The sequence below is a fragment of the Longimicrobiales bacterium genome (assembly GCA_028823235.1).
In the GTDB taxonomy this organism is placed as follows: Bacteria; Gemmatimonadota; Gemmatimonadetes; order Longimicrobiales; family Gaopeijiaceae; genus UBA2589.
This window is the reverse complement of record JAPKBW010000004.1, coordinates 185,772-206,664: the sequence shown is the minus strand read 5'-3', so window position 1 is coordinate 206,664 and position 20,893 is coordinate 185,772. Positions and strand designations below refer to the sequence as shown.

21 protein-coding genes are annotated in these 20,893 nt (G+C 62.2%); 9 read left to right on the top strand and 12 right to left on the bottom strand.

The window, feature by feature from the left end; all coding sequences use genetic code 11:
* The 6 genes from OSA81_03815 to OSA81_03790 all read right to left on the bottom strand — a co-directional run.
* Positions 1 to 437 (bottom strand): pyridoxal-dependent decarboxylase (locus OSA81_03815; protein ID MDE0898120.1); only part of this gene is annotated, 437 nt, incomplete at its 3' end.
* Positions 434 to 823: a group III truncated hemoglobin gene (locus tag OSA81_03810; protein ID MDE0898119.1), complete on the bottom strand. Its 390-nt coding sequence runs from the start codon at positions 821 to 823 to the stop codon at positions 434 to 436. The genes OSA81_03815 and OSA81_03810, both read right to left, overlap by 4 nt.
* Positions 820 to 2,286, bottom strand: a complete 1,467-nt coding sequence (locus tag OSA81_03805) for a sodium:solute symporter family protein (GenBank protein ID MDE0898118.1) — start codon at positions 2,284 to 2,286, stop codon at positions 820 to 822. The genes OSA81_03810 and OSA81_03805 overlap by 4 nt, the downstream gene beginning before the upstream one ends.
* A gap of 52 nt (positions 2,287 to 2,338) precedes the next feature.
* Complete coding sequence (locus OSA81_03800; protein ID MDE0898117.1) at positions 2,339 to 3,430, bottom strand: P1 family peptidase; 1,092 nt, start codon at positions 3,428 to 3,430, stop codon at positions 2,339 to 2,341.
* 21 nt (positions 3,431 to 3,451) lie between these two features.
* Positions 3,452 to 4,126, bottom strand: a complete 675-nt coding sequence (locus tag OSA81_03795) for a hypothetical protein (GenBank protein ID MDE0898116.1) — start codon at positions 4,124 to 4,126, stop codon at positions 3,452 to 3,454.
* 117 nt (positions 4,127 to 4,243) lie between these two features.
* Positions 4,244 to 4,663 (bottom strand): alkaline phosphatase D family protein, encoded by a 420-nt coding sequence (locus OSA81_03790; GenBank protein MDE0898115.1) that lies wholly within the window; start codon positions 4,661 to 4,663, stop codon positions 4,244 to 4,246.
* A 9-nt stretch (positions 4,664 to 4,672) separates the two neighbouring features.
* On the opposite strand from OSA81_03790, the gene OSA81_03785 reads away from it, so the two are divergent.
* The 4 genes from OSA81_03785 to OSA81_03770 all read left to right on the top strand — a co-directional run bounded on the left by OSA81_03785 (position 4,673) and on the right by OSA81_03770 (position 7,850).
* Positions 4,673 to 5,365, top strand: coding sequence for a DsbA family oxidoreductase (locus OSA81_03785; protein ID MDE0898114.1), 693 nt, complete (start codon positions 4,673 to 4,675; stop codon positions 5,363 to 5,365).
* Positions 5,362 to 7,071: a M28 family peptidase gene (locus OSA81_03780; protein ID MDE0898113.1), complete on the top strand. Its 1,710-nt coding sequence runs from the start codon at positions 5,362 to 5,364 to the stop codon at positions 7,069 to 7,071. Before OSA81_03785 ends, OSA81_03780 begins: the two co-directional genes overlap by 4 nt.
* Positions 7,072 to 7,185: 114 nt before the next feature.
* Positions 7,186 to 7,644, top strand: coding sequence for a RidA family protein (locus tag OSA81_03775; protein ID MDE0898112.1), 459 nt, complete (start codon positions 7,186 to 7,188; stop codon positions 7,642 to 7,644).
* 56 nt (positions 7,645 to 7,700) lie between these two features.
* Positions 7,701 to 7,850 (top strand): hypothetical protein, encoded by a 150-nt coding sequence (locus OSA81_03770; protein MDE0898111.1) that lies wholly within the window; start codon positions 7,701 to 7,703, stop codon positions 7,848 to 7,850.
* A 181-nt stretch (positions 7,851 to 8,031) separates the two neighbouring features.
* On the opposite strand, the gene OSA81_03765 is transcribed toward OSA81_03770, so the two are convergent.
* Both OSA81_03765 and OSA81_03760 read right to left on the bottom strand, forming a co-directional pair.
* Positions 8,032 to 10,359, bottom strand: coding sequence for a hypothetical protein (locus OSA81_03765; GenBank protein MDE0898110.1), 2,328 nt, complete (start codon positions 10,357 to 10,359; stop codon positions 8,032 to 8,034).
* 82 nt (positions 10,360 to 10,441) lie between these two features.
* Positions 10,442 to 10,621 (bottom strand): hypothetical protein, encoded by a 180-nt coding sequence (locus OSA81_03760; protein MDE0898109.1) that lies wholly within the window; start codon positions 10,619 to 10,621, stop codon positions 10,442 to 10,444.
* Here OSA81_03760 and OSA81_03755 point away from each other — a divergent pair.
* Together OSA81_03755 and OSA81_03750 are read left to right on the top strand one after the other, a co-directional pair.
* Positions 10,620 to 12,431 carry a sensor histidine kinase gene (locus OSA81_03755; GenBank protein MDE0898108.1) on the top strand — a complete coding sequence of 604 codons (1,812 nt, stop codon included), beginning with the start codon at positions 10,620 to 10,622 and terminating at the stop codon, positions 12,429 to 12,431. The genes OSA81_03760 and OSA81_03755 overlap by 2 nt on opposite strands.
* The gene (locus OSA81_03750) at positions 12,428 to 13,087 is read left to right on the top strand and encodes a response regulator transcription factor (GenBank protein ID MDE0898107.1); all 660 of its coding nucleotides are present in this window, start codon (positions 12,428 to 12,430) and stop codon (positions 13,085 to 13,087) included. Before OSA81_03755 ends, OSA81_03750 begins: the two co-directional genes overlap by 4 nt.
* A gap of 145 nt (positions 13,088 to 13,232) precedes the next feature.
* Here OSA81_03750 and OSA81_03745 read toward each other — a convergent pair whose 3' ends face one another.
* The 3 genes from OSA81_03745 to OSA81_03735 form a co-directional block, all read right to left on the bottom strand.
* On the bottom strand, positions 13,233 to 13,937 hold the full coding sequence (locus OSA81_03745; protein MDE0898106.1) for a regulatory protein RecX: 705 nt from the start codon (positions 13,935 to 13,937) through the stop codon (positions 13,233 to 13,235).
* Between the two features lie 88 nt (positions 13,938 to 14,025).
* Complete coding sequence (locus OSA81_03740) at positions 14,026 to 14,292, bottom strand: hypothetical protein (GenBank protein ID MDE0898105.1); 267 nt, start codon at positions 14,290 to 14,292, stop codon at positions 14,026 to 14,028.
* A gap of 10 nt (positions 14,293 to 14,302) precedes the next feature.
* Positions 14,303 to 15,736, bottom strand: coding sequence for a DNA polymerase Y family protein (locus OSA81_03735; protein ID MDE0898104.1), 1,434 nt, complete (start codon positions 15,734 to 15,736; stop codon positions 14,303 to 14,305).
* A gap of 276 nt (positions 15,737 to 16,012) precedes the next feature.
* Here OSA81_03735 and OSA81_03730 point away from each other — a divergent pair, with 276 nt between their 5' ends.
* Positions 16,013 to 16,936: a phosphatase PAP2 family protein gene (locus OSA81_03730; GenBank protein ID MDE0898103.1), complete on the top strand. Its 924-nt coding sequence runs from the start codon at positions 16,013 to 16,015 to the stop codon at positions 16,934 to 16,936.
* Here OSA81_03730 and OSA81_03725 read toward each other — a convergent pair.
* A complete protein-coding gene (locus tag OSA81_03725; GenBank protein ID MDE0898102.1) occupies positions 16,925 to 17,419 on the bottom strand; it encodes a hypothetical protein in 495 nt (164 codons plus the stop codon). The two genes, OSA81_03730 and OSA81_03725, sit on opposite strands and share 12 nt — an antisense overlap.
* 77 nt (positions 17,420 to 17,496) lie before the next feature.
* Between OSA81_03725 and OSA81_03720 the strand changes: the two genes are divergently transcribed.
* Together OSA81_03720 and OSA81_03715 are read left to right on the top strand one after the other, a co-directional pair.
* Positions 17,497 to 19,722: an NADP-dependent isocitrate dehydrogenase gene (locus OSA81_03720; protein MDE0898101.1), complete on the top strand. Its 2,226-nt coding sequence runs from the start codon at positions 17,497 to 17,499 to the stop codon at positions 19,720 to 19,722.
* Between the two features lie 49 nt (positions 19,723 to 19,771).
* Positions 19,772 to 20,884 carry a carboxylate-amine ligase gene (locus OSA81_03715; protein ID MDE0898100.1) on the top strand — a complete coding sequence of 371 codons (1,113 nt, stop codon included), beginning with the start codon at positions 19,772 to 19,774 and terminating at the stop codon, positions 20,882 to 20,884.
* Positions 20,885 to 20,893: the final 9 nt, after the last annotated feature.

Sequence of the window (20,893 nt, the reverse complement as noted above, 5' to 3'; positions counted from 1 at the left end):
CCCCCGCTGGTCAGGATGCCTCCGCTGCCGGGCCCGTACCCGACTATCTCACAGAACCACCGAACGACGTTCAATTCCAGCTGTACCAGCGCGGGTGCGGCCACCCAGACCCCGACATAGCGGTTGACCGCATTCGCGATCAGGTCTGCGACGGCGGACGGGAAGAGTCCGCCGCCGGGGATATAGGCGAAGTACCCAGGTCCGGCGGTATTGAAGGACGTGGGGACCGCTTCATCAAAAATCAGATCGAGCAGCTCACTGAAATCTGTGCCGGCGGACGGCAAAGACTCCACTTGGGCCCGCGCTTCCGTTTTCCCGTCCGTGTAGTACGAAGCTGGCTGTTCGGGCAGGGATTCGATGTGCTCAATGATTCGCTCCGTCGTTTCCGCGAGCATCGCTCGCATCTGTTCCGCCGAAGGTTCCAGTGAGTGTGTCATGGGGTCACCGGCGCGATGCGCCCCTCCAGTACGAGGCGCATACGAGGAGCACGTGCCACCACGTCGAGCGCGTGCGTCGAGCTCAGGACATCTGACGCGACCTCCGCGAAGAGTGACAGCCATCGGTCGAAGCCTTTGCTCGTAATCCCCGGCACGCCCTGATGGGCAACGATCGGATTTCCTCGAAGGTGTCCCGTGGCGAGCAGGATACTCGACCAGAAGTCCCATATCTTGTCGAGGTGTGCGTCCCAGCCGTCCCCCGCATGGGTTTCGAAGATCGGATCTGGAAGGTCGACGGACTGAATGCTCGTGTAGAAGGTCGCCACGAGAGTGTGGGTTTCAGCCTCAGAGATGCGACCATCATTGGAAGCACAAGTGTATTTCATGTCTGAGAGGTATCAGGCGGAGAGGAGTTTGATGGGCTGCCGAGCTTTGGTCGTCTCATCGCGAAGACCAGAGCAAACACGACCGCTGAAGCCACGATCCCTGCGCCGGTAGAACTCATCCAGGCTGGGACGGCCACGGGGCCACCCCAGCGGGCCGCGCCCTCCAGTGCGAACAACCCTGTGACACCTGCCGCGATTGCCGCGATTGCCTCCGGGACTCCAGGTCGTCTCGAATAGAGGCCGGCTACGACTGGCACAAAGAGACTCACGCTCAAGATCGAGTAGAAGATCATGATCGACTGGAGGACGGTATCGAGTACGAGCGTGAGGGCGATTCCGAGAGCCCCTCCAGCAATCGCTGCGAGCCTTGCCACGCGCAGGACCTGAGCGTCAGTCGCATCAGGGGCCAGATATCGCTTGTAGATATCTTTGGACAATGAGGTCGAAAGCATGAATAACACCGCATCGGCACTGCTGACTTCTGCCGAGAATACGGCGGCGAGCGCGAGAGCTCCGAGGATCGCCGGGAGGCCGAGGGTGAGCACCGTCGGCACTGCGTAGTCTGCGTTGACGAGAGCCGGGTCGTAGCTGTGCGCGATCAGGCCCATGAGCATCGGGGCCGAGGCGAAGATCAGCAAGGCGACTCCCTGCAGGCCAACTCCAATCCGAATCGTCCGCTCGTCGATCGCCCCGAACGCCTTTTGTACGAATCCGGGCGAGATCACAAAGGCCGGCATGACAGTGACGAAGGTGATGAGCCCCCCCAGTGCTAGAAAGTTCATGTACTCGGGGTCCTGAGGTACCGCGGCGAGGACAGCACTCCACCCTCCGGCGTTCCTGATCGCGATCGGGATCGCGATCAGGAAACCTGTCAGCAGGACCGTTAGCTGGACGAGGTTGACCCATGCCGAGGTGAAGAGGCCACCGGCGCTGAAGTAGGCAATCATCACGATGCCTCCGATCAGTGCACCAACGCCCCGAGGCGCACCCACCACCCATTCAAGGATCAGCGACATCGCAATGAGTTGAGTCGCGAGAATCGCGAGCGTGCCCAGCCAGAGGATCGACGCCACGGTCACCCGCACGGCGCTGCCGTACCTGTGCTCGAGGTAGTCGCCCACCGTGTAAAGGTCGTGCGCCTTGGCCACCCTCCAGATTCGAGGACCAACGAAGAAGGCGAGGACGAGTTGGCCGATCCCTGCAGACCCCACGAACCACCACGCGGAGACACCGACGTTGTATGAGAGCGCGGATGCCCCGATGATCGATCCGGCTCCAATGTTCGCCGCCAAGAAGGTTGAGAAGAGCAGGCCGGGGCCGAGCTTGCGGTCCGCGACGAAGAAGCTGGCCGACCCTCCGCGTCTCCGTCGAGACACCCACAGTCCGAACCCGATGAGCCCGAGCGAATAGGCAACGAGCGCTCCGAGCTGGAGTGCGACTGGTGCGTTGGGGTCCGGGTTCACAGAGAGGGCAGGGTTGTCAGCGATTCAACCGAGAATCACGCGTCGACAACGGTCAGTTGCCGAGTTCCGAGGCGGCTGGAATACCCGGCAGCCCCTCGGCCATTCGGATGGCTCTAAGGATCGCTTCGGCCATGACTTCGGCAGCAAGCGCTCCAATGACGAAGACGTTTGCCTCCCCCTCCCACGCGCCGGTGGCCAGAGAAAACACGGTGTCACCATCGCCGGGAGTGTGTGCCGGATAGATGGTGCGAGCGAGGCCGTCCTGCGCCATCTGGGCGACCTTCGTCGCCTCAGCTTTCGTAAGCGTCGCGTTCGTAGACACGATTCCAAGGGTCGTGTTGGTGCCCGGCTCCGTCGCCGAGTCCGTTGTATCGTCGTCGCCGGTGCCCGGGATCTCTCCGCGTAGCACGCGCCTCATGTCCAGTAGAGTGCCATCTGCGGCACGGGCACCCGCAATGACGCGGCCCGTGGCAGGATCGACGATATCTCCCACCGCGTTGACGGCGACCGCCGCAGCTACGGCAAGTCCACTTTCGAGCGTGATCGACGCCGTGCCGAACCCTCCTTTCATGGAGCGACCCTGACCCTGCATCTTCCCGACGGTGGCGCCGGCTCCTGCACCTACGGACCCTTCTTCAGGCGATGCCGTGGACGCACCCGATGCGGCGGCATATCCGCAGTCGGGACCCGGCCGGATCTTTTCCTTGCCCTCAATACCAAGGTCGTACAAAATCGCCGCCACCACGACCGGGACGACCTTGTGGCCGCCGCTCACAAGGAGGCCGACGTTCTGATCGTCGAGGTATCGCATGACTCCGTCGGCTGTGCTGAGTCCGAATGCGGACCCCCCGGAAAGCACGACCGCGTGCACTTGGTTCACTCGACTCACAGGGTCGAGAAGCGCGATCTCTCGGGTCCCGGGCGAACCCCCACGTACGTCGACACCTCCGACGGCACCATCGCGGGCAATGACCACGGTACACCCAGTTGCTCGCGCATCGAGCGTGTAGTGGCCGATCTCGAGACCTTCGACCGCAGTAATTCCCCACCGGGTGTTAGTCGGAGATTCCTGTGCCATGCAGGCTCCCTGCACAATCGGGGCCCCCGCAAGGAGAGCCCCGACCATGAATGTCCGTCCGTTCACGCGTACCTCCGTGCGGTCAGACTACTCCTTTCGGAGGGCCTGTTCCTGCTGACCATCAGGGGCGAAGCAGTAAAAGTATCCGTTTCCTCCACTCCCCTGCAGGTTCTCCTGGCTGCATCCGCGCGATCCGTGTGCAAAATTCCAGGATGTCGGGTTCTCTCCGCCGCCCTGACGGTCATGGTGACCCACGGCGGCGCTTCCGTCGCCACTGCTCGTCCAGTTGCTGCAGGCGTCGTGTCCCTCCGCGGTGTTGACCGTGCCGTCCATGTTCGATCCGGTGATGATGTCGTGTGTGTTTGGATCATCTCCACGACCGTTCTGCATCGAGCCCTTCTCAGTCAGAATCGTCTGCTTGGTGAGGTTCGCGTTGTCCGCGTGCAGGTCGGCGACACTTGATGCGATCTGTTCACCGGCGTGGTTGTACCACGGGCCGTCACCAATGCGATCACGGGCGTTGACCGCGGCGTCTCCACCCATGGAAACCGCGCTCAGGTACGCGCGCCACGTCACGTCGCCGAAGCCCACCGCGTAGGCGAGGTCCTGGCAATGCTGATCCGCACCTTCGAGACCTCCGAGGTCCGCACCATCTCCGGGCCCTGCGCTGGTCACGAAGAACGACATGTTCGAGCTCTGGGCTGCCACGGGTGCGGCGGAAAACGCGGCGAAGATCGCGAGCGTTGCAATGGCATTCTTCACGAATCGGACTCCTGCTTCTAGGGGGTTTGGCGCCACGGAAAACGGGTGGCGCACACTTCAACTGGGCCTGGCGGGCAATGTCCGGCGGGGTGGCCGGTGCGGCAAGGTGTGCAGGGGTCAGGCTGGGCTGACCCCTGGATGGCCGTTCTCGACCACGAAGGTGGCGGCCGGCTCGACCTCGCCGCCCGGGGTCTCAACTTCCGACACGATGCGGTAGGTCGATGTCCACACGTCCGGGGTCACGGAGGCGAGTACGTACCCGTGCTGGCTGTTGTAGAAGTCAAAATGGGGATTGTGTGGGAGAGGGGTTGCACCGATCGCGGCCTCCGGCTCACCGTTTCCCCCGGAAGAGGCCGAGGGTCCTGTGAACTCCGTTGCCACGACCTCGGAGTTCTCGTCGTCGAAGTCTCGGAGGAATCGTGCGACCCAGTTGGAATGGATATCTCCAGACAGCACGATGGGATTCGTGAGTCCCGTGGCGAGCATCGCTTCGAGTACGGGCTTTATGGACTCGCTAACAAACCCCCGAACTAGCATCTTCGCGGCATGCCATCCGACATTGATTCCGCCACCGCTGCAGCGACCGTCATTCTCGAGGTATTCAGTGATTACACCTGTCCTTGGTGCTACGTCGGATGGGCTCGCCTTGAGAAGGCCCTGGCCGCGCTACCACCCGAGACAGACGTCCAGGTCAACTGGCGTCCGTTCGAAATTCACGCAGAGGTGCCTCTGGAGGGGATGCCGGTCGAAGATCTCCCGTATCCGCCCGATGTCTGGGCCCGCATGCAGGATGCACTTCGTGCGAGTGCCGCGGAGGAGGGGCTCGATGTCGGGAAGCGCCCGAAGGTGTCCAATACGCATCGGGCCCTCGCCGCTGGAAGTTATGCCCAGGCGGAGGAGCCGAATCTGTTCCCCTCGTTTCACGAACGGCTCTTCAAGGGCTACTTCGCGGAAGGCAGAGACCTCGGCGATCCGGCGGTAGTGGACGATCTGGCGTCGCAGGCTGGTCTAGATGTCGTGGTGATGAAAAGCGCGCTAGCCGATGGCCATTACGAGACGGCCCTCAGCGACACGGCTCACGATGCTCGGATGATGGGGATTTCGGGCACTCCGACGTTTGTTTTCGACCGGCGATACTCGGTGTCAGGGGCTCAGCCTGCGGCCTTACTGATCCGATACTTCGAGGCAGCGATCCAGCACGATACCATCACGAAAGCAAAGCACGGAGAAGTCTTATGAGTCGACCCCTGATCACATCACTCACGTTGGCCGCATTGGTCGTTCTTCTCGCGGCGTGCGGTAGCCCGGGAGGTGTTGCTCCACAGATCGACTCGATTCAGGAGTCGGATCTCAGGGCGGACCTCTTCGCCCTCTCGCACGACTCGATGGCGGGGCGATTGGTCGGCACCCCGCAAATCGACATGGCGTCGGATTGGATCCGGGAGCGATTTGAGTCACTTGGACTCGAGCCTGCGGGTGACGGCGGCACTTTCGACCAGCGCTTCGATCTGGTGTGGTTCAGCCTCGGGGCTCTGAATCGACTCACGGTGGCAGGCGCGGGTGGTGTGCGGGCAGAGGGGACCGGGTGGACTCCGTCGAATGCTGGCGCGGCGGGATCGGCGCAGGGTGAGGTAGTCTTTGCCGGCTTTGGGATCGTCGAACCGCGTCTGAGCTTCGATGACTACCAGGGGGCAGATGTGCGCGGAAAAGTGGTGCTGATGCTGGACGGAGAACCCGGCGTTGCTGATCCGGCCTCGCCATTCGACGGAGTCGTGAGGGCTGAGGCCTCTGTCACCTGGAGGAAAGTACTTTCTGCTCAGATGCGCGGAGCTGTCGGCGTCCTGTTCGTGAAGGATGTACAGAATCGTTCGGAGGCCGTGGACTGGGGAAGTCAACACGCAGCTCTGTGGCCTGAGGAGGCTCGTCGGATCGAACGTTTCACGCTTGGTGCCTGGGTGGCGGATATCGACATTCCTGCCGCTCAGATCTCGGTTGATCTCGCCGCTCAAATCGTTGCAGGGTCCGGGAGATCACTGGAGGAACTCGCAGGGGACGCGGAGTCCGCTGCGGCTGGCCTCGGTGTCGTGTCTTTGCCCGGTGCTCGCGTTGATTTCACGACCAGTGTGGAACGGAATGTGACTCCGGGTCGTAACATCCTTGCAATGATCGAAGGGTCCGATCCGACCTTGCAGAATGAAGTTGTGATCATCGGCGCGCATCACGATCACAATGGCACTGGCCCTGCGGCGCTGCCGGACGGGACTATGCCAGAGGCCGTCTTCAATGGAGCCGATGACGACGGCTCGGGCACCGTGGGGGTGCTGGCCACAGCCGCGGCGTATGCACGGGCGGCGGAAGCGGGTGATCGGCCCAGGCGCACGGTGATGTTCGCGATCTGGGATGCTGAGGAGCGTGGTTTGCTCGGGGCTTGGTACTACACCACTCGCCCGCTGTTCGCACTCGAGCGAACCGTGGCGAACCTCAACCTCGACATGATCGGAAGACACGAGGAGGTGCCTGCCGATGGGGGACGGCGGTTCCGTGGGCTCGAGGTGCAGTCGGCTGAATCGAACTCGAACGCCATCAATATCCTTGGATACAGCCGCACCCCTGACCTGGCTGGCGTGGTGGCGGCGGCCAACGTCGTGCTCACGGAGACGGGGGTGATCGACGCGGCGCTGACCCTCCGCTCTCGTTACGACAACAATCTGTCCGGTCTGCTGCGCCGATCCGACCACTGGCCGTTCCTTCAGAATGATGTCCCAGCGGTGTGGTTCCACACCGGACTCCATCCCGACTACCACACGCCATACGATGATGCGGAGAGCATCGAGTACGAGAAAATGACCCGCATTGTTCGCCTGGTGCACCAGACCAGTTGGGACCTCGCGAACGCGGATGCCGGGCCTGCCATCGAGGGAATGGGCAGCCGGCCTCCCGGCTGAGCCGCGTCTGCCCCTCTGTGTTAGAGGAGCGCGCAGGGGGGGGCGTGTTGCGGTGTCGGGACGGACACGGGTACAGTCGGGTCCGACTCGCTGATCTCTCTACTGGACCCCGCCATGATATCCCGCCGTCTGATGGCAGTACTGACCGTTGCTCCGATCCTACTTCTGACTTTGGTCGATGGGAGCGCTGCCCAGGATCGAGAGTACATCAACCCCCGCTCACCTGCCGATGGTGAGGTGTCTCCGTTCAGTGGAGCGGTCCGTTCGGGTGAGACCCTCTACCTGTCGGGGACGATCGGCCGCACGCCTGATGGCCGCATTCCGGATACGGCGGAGGAGGAAGCGCGACTTGTCATCGAGAGTGTAAAGAGCACACTCGAGGCCGCTGGGATGACGATGGAGGACTTGGTGTATGTGCAGATCTTCTCGTCGGACGTCGATGACTACGATGCATTCAACTCGGTGTATCGGACGTATTTCGAGCAGGAGTTCCCCGCACGGGCTTTCATTGGTGCAGGCACGCTCCTGTTCGACGCACGCTTCGAGATTCAGTCGATCGCGGTCAGGCGGTAGGCCGAGTCAGGCCGCAGGCCTGACTCGATCTCGTCTTCATCGAGGACGGCGTCTCGGTGACCGGTGCGTGGAGGGTGCTGTCACAGATCTTTGATCACTATGACCTGTGGGACGTCGATGCGATCGAAGGTCGGCATCTGTTCAGTATCCCCGGAACCCGTGTCCTCATCCACTCGTTCGAATTCGATGCACCTCTCGACGAGTAAGGATATCCGGAACCCGACTAAGAGAATCTCGCTCGCTCCCGGGTTCTCCACGTCATGAAGGACCGGGGAGGGGAGGGTGACGTCGACCTACTGGAGTCGCTACCCACGGAGCTCCCGAAGTTGATCCCGGTAAGCACGCTCTAAGCGCTTCGCGAGTCGTGCCTTCAGTCGCCCCGTCGCCCTAGGCGCCACTCGCTTCTACGAATCGGCGGATCTGGGTATACTGGCCATCTCCATCGAGCCCGGCCTCGTGGATCACCATGTCACCGGCTCCGCTGCCCAGGTAGTGGCCATGCATGAAGGGATGCATCGTGTGCTGCCGTCCAACCTCGGACTGGATCCACCTGTACATGGTCGGGAGCGTGAAGCCGGTAATTCCCATGGCCACGCGTCCAACATCATCGTTGAATACCGAGTGGCGCTCAGCTTCCGGTAGCCGATCGAATAGCTCCGGGCTTGCAACGTAGATGGCCTCAGGGTTCATCCCGTCGGCCAGCAGTCGTGGAAGGGTGTCCTGGACGAAGGCCAGGGCAACGCCTGATCCCTGCAGGACGAGCGTGACATCGGCCACGCCCGCTGCCGCGCGCAGTCGATACACGCCATTCGCTGCGGCGGATGCCGGAGCGAGTCCGAGCCTCTCGCGGTCGAGCACGGGTTCGCTGGGTCGTGTCACGAAGGGCACGATGACTGCCGCCTCTGCTTTGAACGAAGCCGCCATGAGAGGCCAGATCTCCTGGGCCTCCCAGGGCGTGAGTGTGACTGCCGTTCCGGGCACGTAGTTCTCGAGATGAAGCTGCAGCGCCTGTGGGTCGGCGTGTGTAGGACCGTCCTCACCCGTTTTCATCCCCGCGTGACCGCATTGAAGAATGAACGGGGCATAGCGGGACTTCTTGACGTCCTGCTTCATCTGCTGGCTGATCGCGTGCACGCGTGCGGGAATGTGGCCGAGCGGGCTGAGGAAGGCGCCGTACGAGGCTCCCGCTCCGCAGTGGCGACCAAATCCAGACACACCGCTGAGAATGCACGCGAGGCCGTCCTCACAGATGCCGCCCATCGTCAACGTGCGGCTGCCCGGGTTTTTCTCGTAGTCGAAGAAGCCGGAAGGAAAGGCCTTCGATCCGCCGGAGATCGCGGTCGAGTCGAGCAGGTCTGCGGCACCGAGCAGGATCGCGCCGTTTGATACCTTGTTGAAATAGCCGAGCACGTCGCCGAGCTGCGTGCGCAGCGGCTTCTTCGTTCCCACTTCCAGTCGCAGCGGCTCGGGTACCGAGGACGGATCAGACACAGCGTACATCTGGTCGATATCGGGCGCGCCGGGCCTCGGTGCTCGGCCTCTGGCATTGAGTCCGTCCCGCGAGGCGACGAGTCGATTCGCTGCGTCCTCACAGACGTCGTCGGCCTCTGTTGATAAGAAGTCGCGAAGGACTTCGAGCGTAGCCCAGTGGCATGCTTCGACGGCAGTCGCGTCTCCCGGTTCTTCGACCTGCGGGACCGAATCCACCGCATCGCCCATGAGCGGTCGCAGCGCGTCGAGGTAGGCGTCGCTCCCGATTTTGTGGCCGCCACCATGAGACTTTTTCCCGGTGATGCCGTAGTTCCAACCCTTCTCTGTGCGGTACACAACGACAGTCGGCTGGCCGTTGTTCATCTCCAGGGCGCGGCGCTGTCCGGTGACGACTTGACCCATGTCGAACCCGTCTTTCACGTGGACGACGTTCCAGTCGTGCAGGTAAAAGAACTCCATCGGGTCCCACTGGACGTAGTCCCCTGGTTGGTCGCCCTCACGCGTGACCTGGTCGGAGTCGATGGATGCCTGATTCCAGTCAAGGTGGCAGATCGCGTTGTGCAGGCCCGACGCGCCCGCGGAAGCTACCGATTCGTACACTCGGCCAGGCGTGAGGCCGCCCTCGCCTTCGAGCATGTGGATCTTAGGCGCATCCTTCCCGAAGTAGTCGGCGGCGGCGAATGCGAGCCCGATTGAGGCGCCCATGCCCACACCCGAGGGGCCGGTAGCGATCCGGACGAACGGTGTCATCGGCGTCGGATGCCCGTCGAGTGGCTTCGACTTGAACTGCTTGAAGAGCGGGGTCGGTTGCATCGGATTCCGGCGAAAACCGAGCAGGTCCTCCCACCGTAGTCGAAGGTGATCGCCGTCCGGGAGCAGGTCTGGCTGCGCGATTCTGGTGACTTCGTCGCGTAGCGCCCACATCGCGTAGAGGCCCGTCGCCTTGTGACCTGCAGCGAATGACAGCAGGTCCTGATCGTCGCGAAGAGGATCTCCGATGTCGTACTGCATCGTTTCGAGTAGCGCGGCCGTCATGATGTGACCGGCCGAGATCGAGCCTCCGGGGTGTCCCGACTGCACGAAGTTGAACTGCATGGTGACCAGCGACCGATAGATCAGGTCAAAGCGGGTCAGCAGGGCGAGGGACTCGGGCGAAGCGATACTTGCGTCGGCCTGATCGATCTCAATCCAGTCTGCGCGGCGGGGTCCGAAGGCTCGGCTCATGAGTGGTCTTGGTTCGGATGAGGTCGGGCGAAGCCGACAGTATGCGAGAGTCGATCCGGAGGACTGACGTGGGGCGGTCAGCCTACAAGGTGAGCCCGACACCGGACTGCAGGAAGTGCGTGAAGCCGTCGGCGTCGTGGGCTGCCTCACCCATGCGGCGGACCGCCTCGGCCAGTTCCTCGTGCGGGCGGAGGATCGTTCTGGACGCCACGTCTCGCAAGCTGTTGCAGCGTCGTCGAGTCAGTCGGATGTTCCTGACCATGGATCTGACCTTTCTGACCACCGGACACGCCGAACTGGCGGCTGCTTATCTGCAGCTTGCTGTGACTCTCGGACTGGTGGGCCTATGTGCCAGCCTCAACTGGCGGTACCGGCGGCGGTACTTCGCTCTGTGGACGATAGCATGGGCGATCTATGCGCTGAGGGTCGGGGCGATGATCGCGTTCGAGATGACGGAGAGTCAGGTCTGGTTGTTCTGGCACCAGGTCACGGCTGGGTGGACCGCTGGAGCGTTCCTGTGGGCCGCGATGGTCTTCTCTCAACGAGCGGAGTGGAGGGCGGGTTATGCAGCCCTCTCCTTTTTCCCGGTGATATGGTCCTTCATCGGCATCTACATTGTTGATGACATCCTGCTGGCCGCTGTCCCGATGGTGGCGTTTCTCTCACTGACGACCGCCGGCGCTGGGTGGGCGTTTCTTCAGTACGACCGCCTTGTCCGGTCGCCAGCGGGCCGATTCCTTGCCGCTGTACTGTTCCTGTGGGCATTCCACCATCTCGACTACCTCGTGCTTCGGTCGCAGGGGACGTGGAATCCCTGGGGCTACTATCTCGACATCGGATTTGAGATCAGCGTCGGTTTGGGAATTCTTCTGCTTGTTCTCGAGGATTTGGACCAAGGGCTGAAGAGTCTCACCGCGTTGTCGGGAGAGCTTCAGGGTCGACTCTCTGCCGAGGAGCCGGTCGCTGAGGCGATGCTGCGCCGGGCGCTCTCTTTGCGTGGCGTGCATGGCTCCGCGCTTTGGTTGGTCACTCCGGGCGGTGGACATTTTGTTCAAGGTGCGGGTGTCGCCGCACTCTGGCCCTTTGAGGGATCCCCTGAAGCCGCGCTGCGAGGCGCTGAGCGGGTGCGTGCCGAGCGCGTCCCACACGTGACCCGAGCGAGGCCGGGGACTGCGGTGGCCGGAACCGCACCCGGCGATCAACATGCCTACACCGCGGCCCTCCCGATCATCGGCGAGGAGGATGTAGTGGGCGCACTCGTGGTCGTCGGTGCGGTGCGAGATCCCTTCACCGTACTCGATAGCGAGTTCCTGCTGGCCTTTGGCCAGCAGGTCGGTGCGGCACTCGCGAATGAGGACCTGCACAAGGACCTGACCGCTCGGACGGAAGAGCTCGAGCGTCTGCAGACTCGGATGATCCATCAGCATGAGGAGGAGCGCCATCGGATATGGCGCGAGTTGCACGACGAGACCGCGCAGGTGCTGGCTGCGCTCAATCTTCAGCTCGGAGTCATCGCAGAGCGGAGCGACGACGCCACCGCGCCCGATCTTGAACGTGCGCGATCGCTACTCGGAGAAGGAATCAAGGGGATCCGCAGTGTCACCCGGGACCTTCGTCCGGTTGCCCTCGACGACCTCGGGCTGGTCCCAGCCATGCGCGGCCTCGCAAGGGATTTTGACGATGCCGATGTGCTGCGCGTGGTGTTCTTGGCACCGCACGCACTGCCGCTTCTGACATCTGATATCGAGAGCGCGCTCTACCGCTCTATGCAGGAGGCTCTGTCCAATGCTGTGCGCCACGGGGCCGATACCGAGATCACGGTCTCGTTGTCGGCTATCCATCACGTGGTGCGTCTCTGTGTTGAAGACGATGGCCCGGGGTTTCCGGATGATGCTATGGAACGACTGAGGAGTCGGGGTGGTCTGGCAGGCATCCGGGAACGGGTTGGGCAGTTCGGGGGTGATCTCAGGATCGAGAACCGTAGAGAGGGAGGGGCTCGAGTGATCGTGCGAGTCCCGATCGCGTCAGATATCGAGGACCACGATGGGACACCGGAGAGGGGCAGTCGATGAGTGACGTGGGGCTTCGAATCGTAATTGCGGACGATCACGAGGTCGTGCGCCAGGGCGTGCGCGGCGTTCTGGATGGGGAGGATGGCTTCCACGTTGTGGGTGAAGCCCAGGCCGGTGACGCGGCCATCGCGCTCGTGGCCGATGTTCAGCCTGATGTCCTCGTCCTCGACGTGAACATGCCCGGCAAGTCCGGTCTCGACGTGACGCGGGAATTGCGGGCTGCTGGAGTTTCGGTCCGTATACTGATCCTCTCGATGCACGACGAACCCGAGTACGTGCTTCAGGCGGTCCGGTCCGGGGCTGACGGTTATGTCCTCAAGGATGTCTCTCCGGCGGAACTGCGCGATGCCGTGCGAGCTGTATACGAGGGCCGGGAGTACTTCACTGCTCAGGTCAGTCAGCAACTCAGTGTGGGACTGCGACAGGAAATCGAAGAGCAGCAGCTTCGGACACGACTCGATTCCCTGACCCCGCGTGAGACAGAGGTACTTCTGTTGATTGCAGAGGGCCACACGAACCGGGAGGCCGGGGACAAGCTCGACATTTCACCGAGAACGATCGAGACACACCGTGAGCGCGTTATGGACAAGCTGCGGGTCCGGACCGTAGCTGGGCTGACACGCTTCGTCGTCGAGCACGGCTTGGACAAAGGGTAGCCTGAGAATCGCCGCCGGCCGGCCGGTTAGTTGTTAGGCTCCTAATGCTGGATCGGGACCTACTTCTTTTTTCCGATCAGCAGGCACTTGAGCGGATCTGGACCACCGACTTTGTGCCACCTGTGGCGGGGACGGCGACGATCGGCTAGGAGGGTTGAGCGCCGCGTCCGCGTGCGATCTGCGCAGCGACCGTCATCCCCTCACCCATCGCTTCTCCGCGGAAGCCTCTGCGACTGAGATAGCCCATGAGGCGCCGCCGTGCCTTGGCTTTCGCGGGTGAGCCACTGTCGGAAGCAAGTGCCTCAAGGGCCCCGGCATTCTGTCTGGCGACCCACTTTGTGGCCATTTCTCGTGCGAGGTCGATGTCGCTGGTCTCCTGCGTCTTGAACACCTGGTCGATGGTGTCTGTGGCGAGGTCGCCTGCGACTCCCTTGCTGCGGAGTTCCGAAGAGAGAGCTGCTTTTCCCCGCGGTCGATGGAGAAGTCGATCCCGGACGAATGCAGCAGCGACCGCCTTGTCGTCAACAAACCCCATTTCCTCCAGGCGGTCGAGACAGACGTCGATACGTGCGGGATGAAATCCCTTCTGCCGGAGGCGTCGTTTCAGCTCTGCCCGGGTGCGGGCGCTGTACGAGATGAGATTGAAGGCGGCGTCGCGGACTCGAATATCCTGATCGTCGTTGATCAGTTGGTGCTGTCGGTCGGGAGGAAGGTCATCCCCGACGCCGAGGCGACTTCGCTCGAGCGCTTCGAGCGTGATCTCGAAGGGTTCACCACCATCGAGGTGGATCCGGACCTTGAGGCCACGTGGACGGATCGGCTGAACGCGAGTGATGTGCGGGGTGGTCACGGATCCTTTCCGTGGATGGCGACAACGTTGGGTTGGCCTTCAAGGTGGTGAGGCAGAGAGGGCGGGGGAATGCTTGCTCGGGCCGTTCTTACCCTTTCTGCACGTACCACACGCCATCGATCAGATCGTGGTACAGTGTGAGCACCCGTCCGTCGTCGAGTATGATCGTCCGATATTCCCGCGAAATCGCCTGCCGCCACCACTCGTCGTCGATCTGCCAGCGCTCGCGAATGACTGCGACTCGCCGGGCTGTTTTCCCGGGAAGACGCACATGGACAGGGTCGCCCTGTTCGTCCGTGCGCACGACGACGAGTTTCGGTTGACCGAGTGCCTTGAGGCGAGGGCGCTGGCTCACTGAATCGTCCTCACGGGTCGAAGCTCAGCAGTGCATGGCGTCGTTCTGGGATCCGGGACCACGGATCGATCTCCACGACCCGGTATAGTGGAGAGTGACCTAGACGTAACTTTAACTCTTTGATCGCATCTCTAATATTGACAGGCACTTCGTCTTTACTGAAGTCGTGTCCTTCATTGTTTCGACTGCTGCCGACTTTGCGATCGAAGAGGCTCGTCTGAGTGCTCGCGACTCCGAAGTTCGTCAGCTCGAGCAGGAGTGCCTCGACCGCCTTAGGAGGGGGTGAGATCGCCATCTTCGCACGTAACGGGGCAGCGATTCGTTCACGATCAGAGGTGGCTTCTCGCAGCACTGTTTCGACGAACCAGGAGCCACCACCCTCGAGGCGCGCGCCCATGCGTACGCCGGTCACGCTTCGACCGCGGCGGGTCGGACGAGCCAGGGCGCGCTCTGCGAGTCGATCGAGGGCCACGTGCAGTGTCTCGGTTATGCCCACCGGATTCGGAAACTCGAGTGAAACCCGGACAGGGCGCGGCCGATGCCATGGACGGACCGAGTCGATGCGGCTAGCCGTGGCCCAGGCGAGTGCGTTTTTCCCGTCTTCACCGAATTGTGAGACGAGAGAAGGCTCGGGAAAGCGCCGTAAGTCTCCGAGGGTGGCGATTCCCAGGCGTTCGAGCCGATGGACGACGAGAGGATCAACCGGAAGTGTTCCGACAGGGCATTGGGCAAAGAATGCGCTGAGTCGCTCTTCGGGGACGATGACGGGCTGTCCAGACCGGACTGAGGCCGCGGCGACCCATGCTCCGAACTTGCCAGGTGCCATGCCGGCACGGGTCGCGGCGACGAGGGGGGAGGGGAATACGCGAAAAAGAGATCTCAGCGCACGGTCGATCAGGCGAGGAGGGGAGCCGAAGAGGCGTTCGAGGCCGTCCATGCCGAGAAAAACCCTCCCGCGGCCTGCTGGTTCGATGACCGGGGTGATCTCCGTCAGGACCTCTAGCATCGTCTCGACTGCCGCGTCGTAGTGGGCCGGGTCGGGCTCGAGCAGGGTCAGTGCGGTGCAGAGCGATACCGCCTGAGAAACGAGCTGGCCGGGGCGGACTCCCGCCTCATAGGCGCGCTCAGAGACCTGCCATACGGTGCGCCGTGTGCTTTCACCGGGAGAGAGCAGGGCCACCGAGGCGCTGTCGAGCTCAGGGGTGCGTACGAGCTCGAGGCGGAGCTCGAAGGTGGGAAGCCAGAGACAGAGGGCCTGACGACTACCTGCAGAGGTGCGTTGGGATGCTGGGAGGAAAGCGCTGCCCGCGCCAGGGCCGTTTGTCCAGCCGGAGTCAGGGGCGGAAGCGGTCAGCCAGTCTTGGGATGCGGCGCTGTCCGGAGCCCACCCTCGACCGCTCTGGGGGGTGGGAACACGTTGAACAATCGACTGAGGCCGGGACATGGCTATAGCGGACACCCTTTACGAGAATTGCAGGGACGGCGATCCCCGGCCCCGAAGCATCCACACACACCGCCGCGTCACAACCCAGTCGGAACCGGGGATTGGCACCGAATAAAAACCGAAATGAATACCGAACATATACCGAATATATACGGCGTGCAACCAGACCTAAGAGCGTGCGAATTCACTGAGAACACCCTTTTTACACCGTATCGCATACACGATGTCCCACAGTTGCTAGTTCCACCTGACCGCACGTATTGCGAAGTTGTGCGCATGAAGACGAACTCGCGGCGGGGCCGCGCACCCATTTCGGCCCTAGCTGCACTGCTCTGCATCGCGGCACTTCCCAGTCCGGCGCTCACACAGGAACGCCCGGTACAGCCCGAGACCGCGGCGGAGGCTGCGCGTCACACAGGCGCTTACCCGAGTTTCGGGCGCACCCGCGAAATCACCACAGGGGCCCTCGGTGTCGGCATGATGGGGGCTGGATTCCTCATCGATATCGATGTCCAGCCGGTTCCGGTCGAAGGACTCGATGCGAGCACGATCAAGCTCTCCGTGGACCGAAATATCGTCGGCAATCGGAGCATGAGTGCCCTCACGGCGAGTGACTGGACCCGAAATGCTGCTTTGCTCATGCCATGGGCGCTTGCAGCACTCACCGGGCCCGATGGAGACCGATGGCATGCGATGGGCCCGCGTCTTGGGGTCTGGGCGGAGACATTCTTCGTCTCAATGGGCGCAACCTCTCTCGGAAAATCGGCGTTCAGCCGTCCTCGCCCATTTGCGTATCTCCCGTCTGATCAGCGTCCGGATGATGAGTACTACGACCCGTCGCGAGAGCGTGCCTTTGTCTCGATGCCGTCCGGACATGCATCCGCTGCGTGGACTGCTACCGGATTGGCCATGACGGAGCACCTTCTTTATCGGCCGGACGCGCACTGGTTCGAACGTGTCAGCGTCGGGTTTCTGGGCGGTGCTCTTGCCGCATCGACATCCAAACTCCGAGTTGAGGCAGGACAGCACTTTCCCACGGATGTGCTGTCCGGATCTGCCCTTGGGCTCATGAGCGGTGTGACTGTCCCACTTCTCCATCGGGGCAGCCTGCCTCTCCCCTCTGGCAGCGCGCTGCTGCAGATGAGTGGGAGTGCTCTCGCCGGCAGCCTCATCGCCATCCTTCTCGGCTCAGGATTCTGACGTGACGCGGCCGCTAGGCGTTTCGAGCATCTCCACGTCGAACTCGCGTAGCTCACCCGTGGCGTCGTAGTCGTACATGAGATTGGGCAGGAGTCCCATCTCGATTTCGGCTTTCAGCAAAGCCCGGAATGCCTGCGGAGATCCACCTGTTGCTGTTAAGGATTCCACGACGATTCCGCCTGCCTTCTCGGGCCAGTAATGGTGTAGGCAGAAGCGACTGTCTTCGTTCGGTTGCGGCGACTTCCCAGTCCATGCAAAAGGAACGACTTGAGCTCTGTGAGACCGCAGTAGCGACGTAGTGCTCGTCTTCCGCCGGCTGGTCCTTCTCTTGTCCACGTGCATCGAGACGATGGCCTCACCCTCTCGAGCGGAGAGCGTGACCTGGAGCTGAGGCAGTTCCCCATCTTCGCGCCGCTCCAGCTCGTTGAGAGCCTGGCACACTTTCCCCTGCTGCCGCGTTGTAGACCCTAACGTTTCGCTCATGGCCGCCACCCCTTTTATATTGTCGTGTCCAGCGGTGCCTTTTTCGGTGCCCGTCACGCCATCCCATTCGAATCTCGATGAGCCGATCACCCTCGATCATCTACACTTGGACCGACGAAGCACCTCAGCTGGCGACGCATGTGTTTTTGCCTGTGATCCGGGCCTTTGCAGGAGCGACCGGGGTCCCGGTCGAGACGCGCGATATCTCGCTGGCCGGTCGAATCCTTTCGGTCCAGGCCGATGCCCTCAGGGACGATCAGCGCGTGTCCGATGACCTAGCTGAACTGGGGAAGCTCGTGGAGACCCCGGAAGCCAACGTCATCAAGTTGCCGAACATCAGCGCTTCGATTCCCCAGCTGAAGGCGTGCATCGCCGAACTGCAGGCGAAGGGGTATGCGATCCCGGACTACCCGGATGAGTCAGCGACCGACGAGGAACGCGCTACCAAGGCTCGGTACGACAAGGTCAAAGGCAGCGCGGTGAACCCCGTGCTGCGCCAGGGGAATTCAGATCGACGCGCACCCAAAGCTGTGAAACAGTTTGCTCGGGCCCATCCGCCACGCATGAAAGCCTGGCCGGAGGACTCGAACACGCATGTCTCGACGATGGACTCCGGTGACTTTTTCCACAACGAGAGGTCCGTCACGCTGGCCGCTGCCGCGACCGCTCGAATCGAGCATGTCGCCGCTGATGGTACGGTCACGACGTTGATGCCGTCCCTTCCACTCCAGTCAGGTGAGGTTCTCGACGCGACTTATATGAGCAGGTCGGCCCTCGTTGCTTTTCTGGCGACGGCTCTCGACGACGCAAAAGAGCAGGGCGTCCTGTTCTCACTGCACCTGAAGGCCACGATGATGAAGGTCTCCGACCCAATCATTTTCGGTCACGCGGTTCGGGTGTTCTTTGCGGACGTCTTTGTGAAACACGGTGCGACGTTCGACGAGCTCGGTGTCGATGTGAACAACGGCTTCGGCGACGTGATTGCGAAGATCACGTCACTGCCGGACAGCGCTCGGGCTGCCATAGAAGCGGACATCCAGGCGACCTACGAGAACCGGGCCGCGATCGCGATGGTTGATTCGGACCGCGGGATCACCAATCTGCACGTCCCGAGTGACATCATCATCGACGCTTCGATGCCACCCATGGTTCGCGATTCGGGCCGCCTCTGGAACGGGGACGGCGAGCTCCAGGACACGAAGGCAGTCATTCCCGACTCGAGCTATGCCGGCATCTATGACGCCGTCGTTCGTGATTGTCGGGAGCACGGCCAGTTCGACCCGTCGACCATGGGCAGCGTGCCGAATGTGGGCCTCATGGCCCAGAAAGCGGAGGAGTACGGGTCGCATGACAAGACGTTCGAGATCGCTGCGGCGGGCACGGTCCGGGTCGTCGCCACCGACGGATCGACGCTGCTCGAGCACGAAGTCGACGCGGGCGACGTGTGGCGCGCGTGTCAGACGAAAGACGAACCCGTGCGCGACTGGGTGAAGCTGGCCGTGACACGGGCGCGAGCGTCCGGCGCCCCTGCCGTGTTCTGGCTCGACCGGAACCGTGCGCACGACGCCGAAATCATCATCAAGGTCGACGCATATCTCGAGGATCACGACACCGACGGGCTCCAGATTGAGATCCTGGCACCGGTCGACGCGATGGCGTTCTCGCTCGAGCGGATCCGCCGTGGACAAGACACCATATCCGTCACAGGAAACGTGCTCCGAGACTATCTCACCGATCTCTTCCCAATTCTCGAGATCGGCACCAGCGCGCGGATGCTTTCGATCGTCCCGTTGCTGAACGGCGGTGGCCTGTTTGAGACGGGTGCGGGTGGCTCCGCCCCGAAGCATGTGCAGCAGTTCCGCAAGGAAGGACACCTTCGATGGGACTCGCTGGGGGAGTACATGGCCCTTGCTGCCTCACTTCAGCACCTCGGCGAGCAGTTCGACAATCCCGGCGCCTTCGTGCTCGGAGATGCGCTGGACTCAGCCACGGCAGGCTATCTGGAAAATGCTCGCTCTCCCTCGCGGAAGGTGGGGGAGCTCGACAATCGGGGCAGCACGTTCTACCTGACGCTTTATTGGGCCCAGGCACTCGCTGCTCAGACCGCGGATGCCGCTCTGGCAGAGCGATTCGCTCCTGTCGCGGCGGCTCTGGCCGACAACGAGGCACAGATCGTGTCGGAGCTCAATGGCGTGCAGGGGCCCGCGCAGGATGTGGGTGGCTACTACATGCCTGACCAGACGCGTGCGGGCGCGGTGCTCCGGCCGAGCTCGACGCTAAACACCATCCTCGAATCAGTCTGAGGCGAAAGATGCGTCCCCGCTCCGTGACGCTGGATCCGCAGGAAGTACGATGAAAGACCCGTCGCTGACGCTCGGGATCGAAGAGGAGTACCAGATCGTCGATCCAGAGACTCGGGAGCTGCGGTCTTACATCACGCAGATCCTCGACTCCGATGGTCAGATCACGGTAGAGGGCGTCAAACCGGAGCTGCATCAGTCAGTCGTAGAGGTCGGAAGCTCGGTGTGTGCGACACCCAGTGAGATCCGAGAGGAGGTTGTCCGCCTGCGCGGGGCAGTGATCGACCTCGCGGCAGAAGATGGTCTGAAGATCTTGGCGGCGGGGACGCATCCGTTCTCGTCCTGGATGGATCAAGAGATCACGCCGCTTGAGCGATATCAGGGCGTGGAGCAAGACCTGCAGGATCTCGCTCGGAAGAATTTGATCTTCGGGATGCACGTTCACGTGGGTATCGAAGACAAGGAATTCCTCATCGATGCCATGCGGGTGTCGCGGTATTTTCTCCCGCACATACTGGCGTTGTCGACAAGCTCCCCATTCTGGATTGGGCGAACCACCGGCCTCAAGTCATATCGAAGCGTGCAGTGGCGGAACTTCCCGCGAACCGGCATCCCCCCGACGTTCTACACCCACGCGGAGTATGAACACATTCTGCGTTCTCTGGTGAGCGCAAACGCCATCGAGGACGCATCGAAGATCTGGTGGGACTCGCGGCCCCATCATCTCTATCCGACGCTCGAGTTCCGGCTCTGCGACATCTGCACCCGCGTCGATGAGGCGGTGTGCATCGCAGCGATTATCCAAGCCATCATCGCCAAGCTGTGGAAGCTCCGACGTGACAACATGACCTTCCGCGTATATCCACTGTCGCTCATCGAAGAAAACAAGTGGCGCGCTGTTCGGTACGGAGTCTCGGGCAACCTGCTCGACCTCGGAAAAGAAAGGGAGACCTCGGCGAAGCTGCTCATCGAGGAGCTCATCGGTTGGTTCCTGGATGACGTGCTCGACGACCTCGGGAGTCGAAAGGAGGTCGAATACGCCTTTACGATTCTGGAGCGGGGCACGAGTGCCGATCGACAGCTCGCTAGATTCGAAGAAACCGGCGACTTGAAGGATGTCGTCGACCAACTCGTCGTCGAGACGGCTGAGGGCGTCCCGAACTGAGTGGAACCA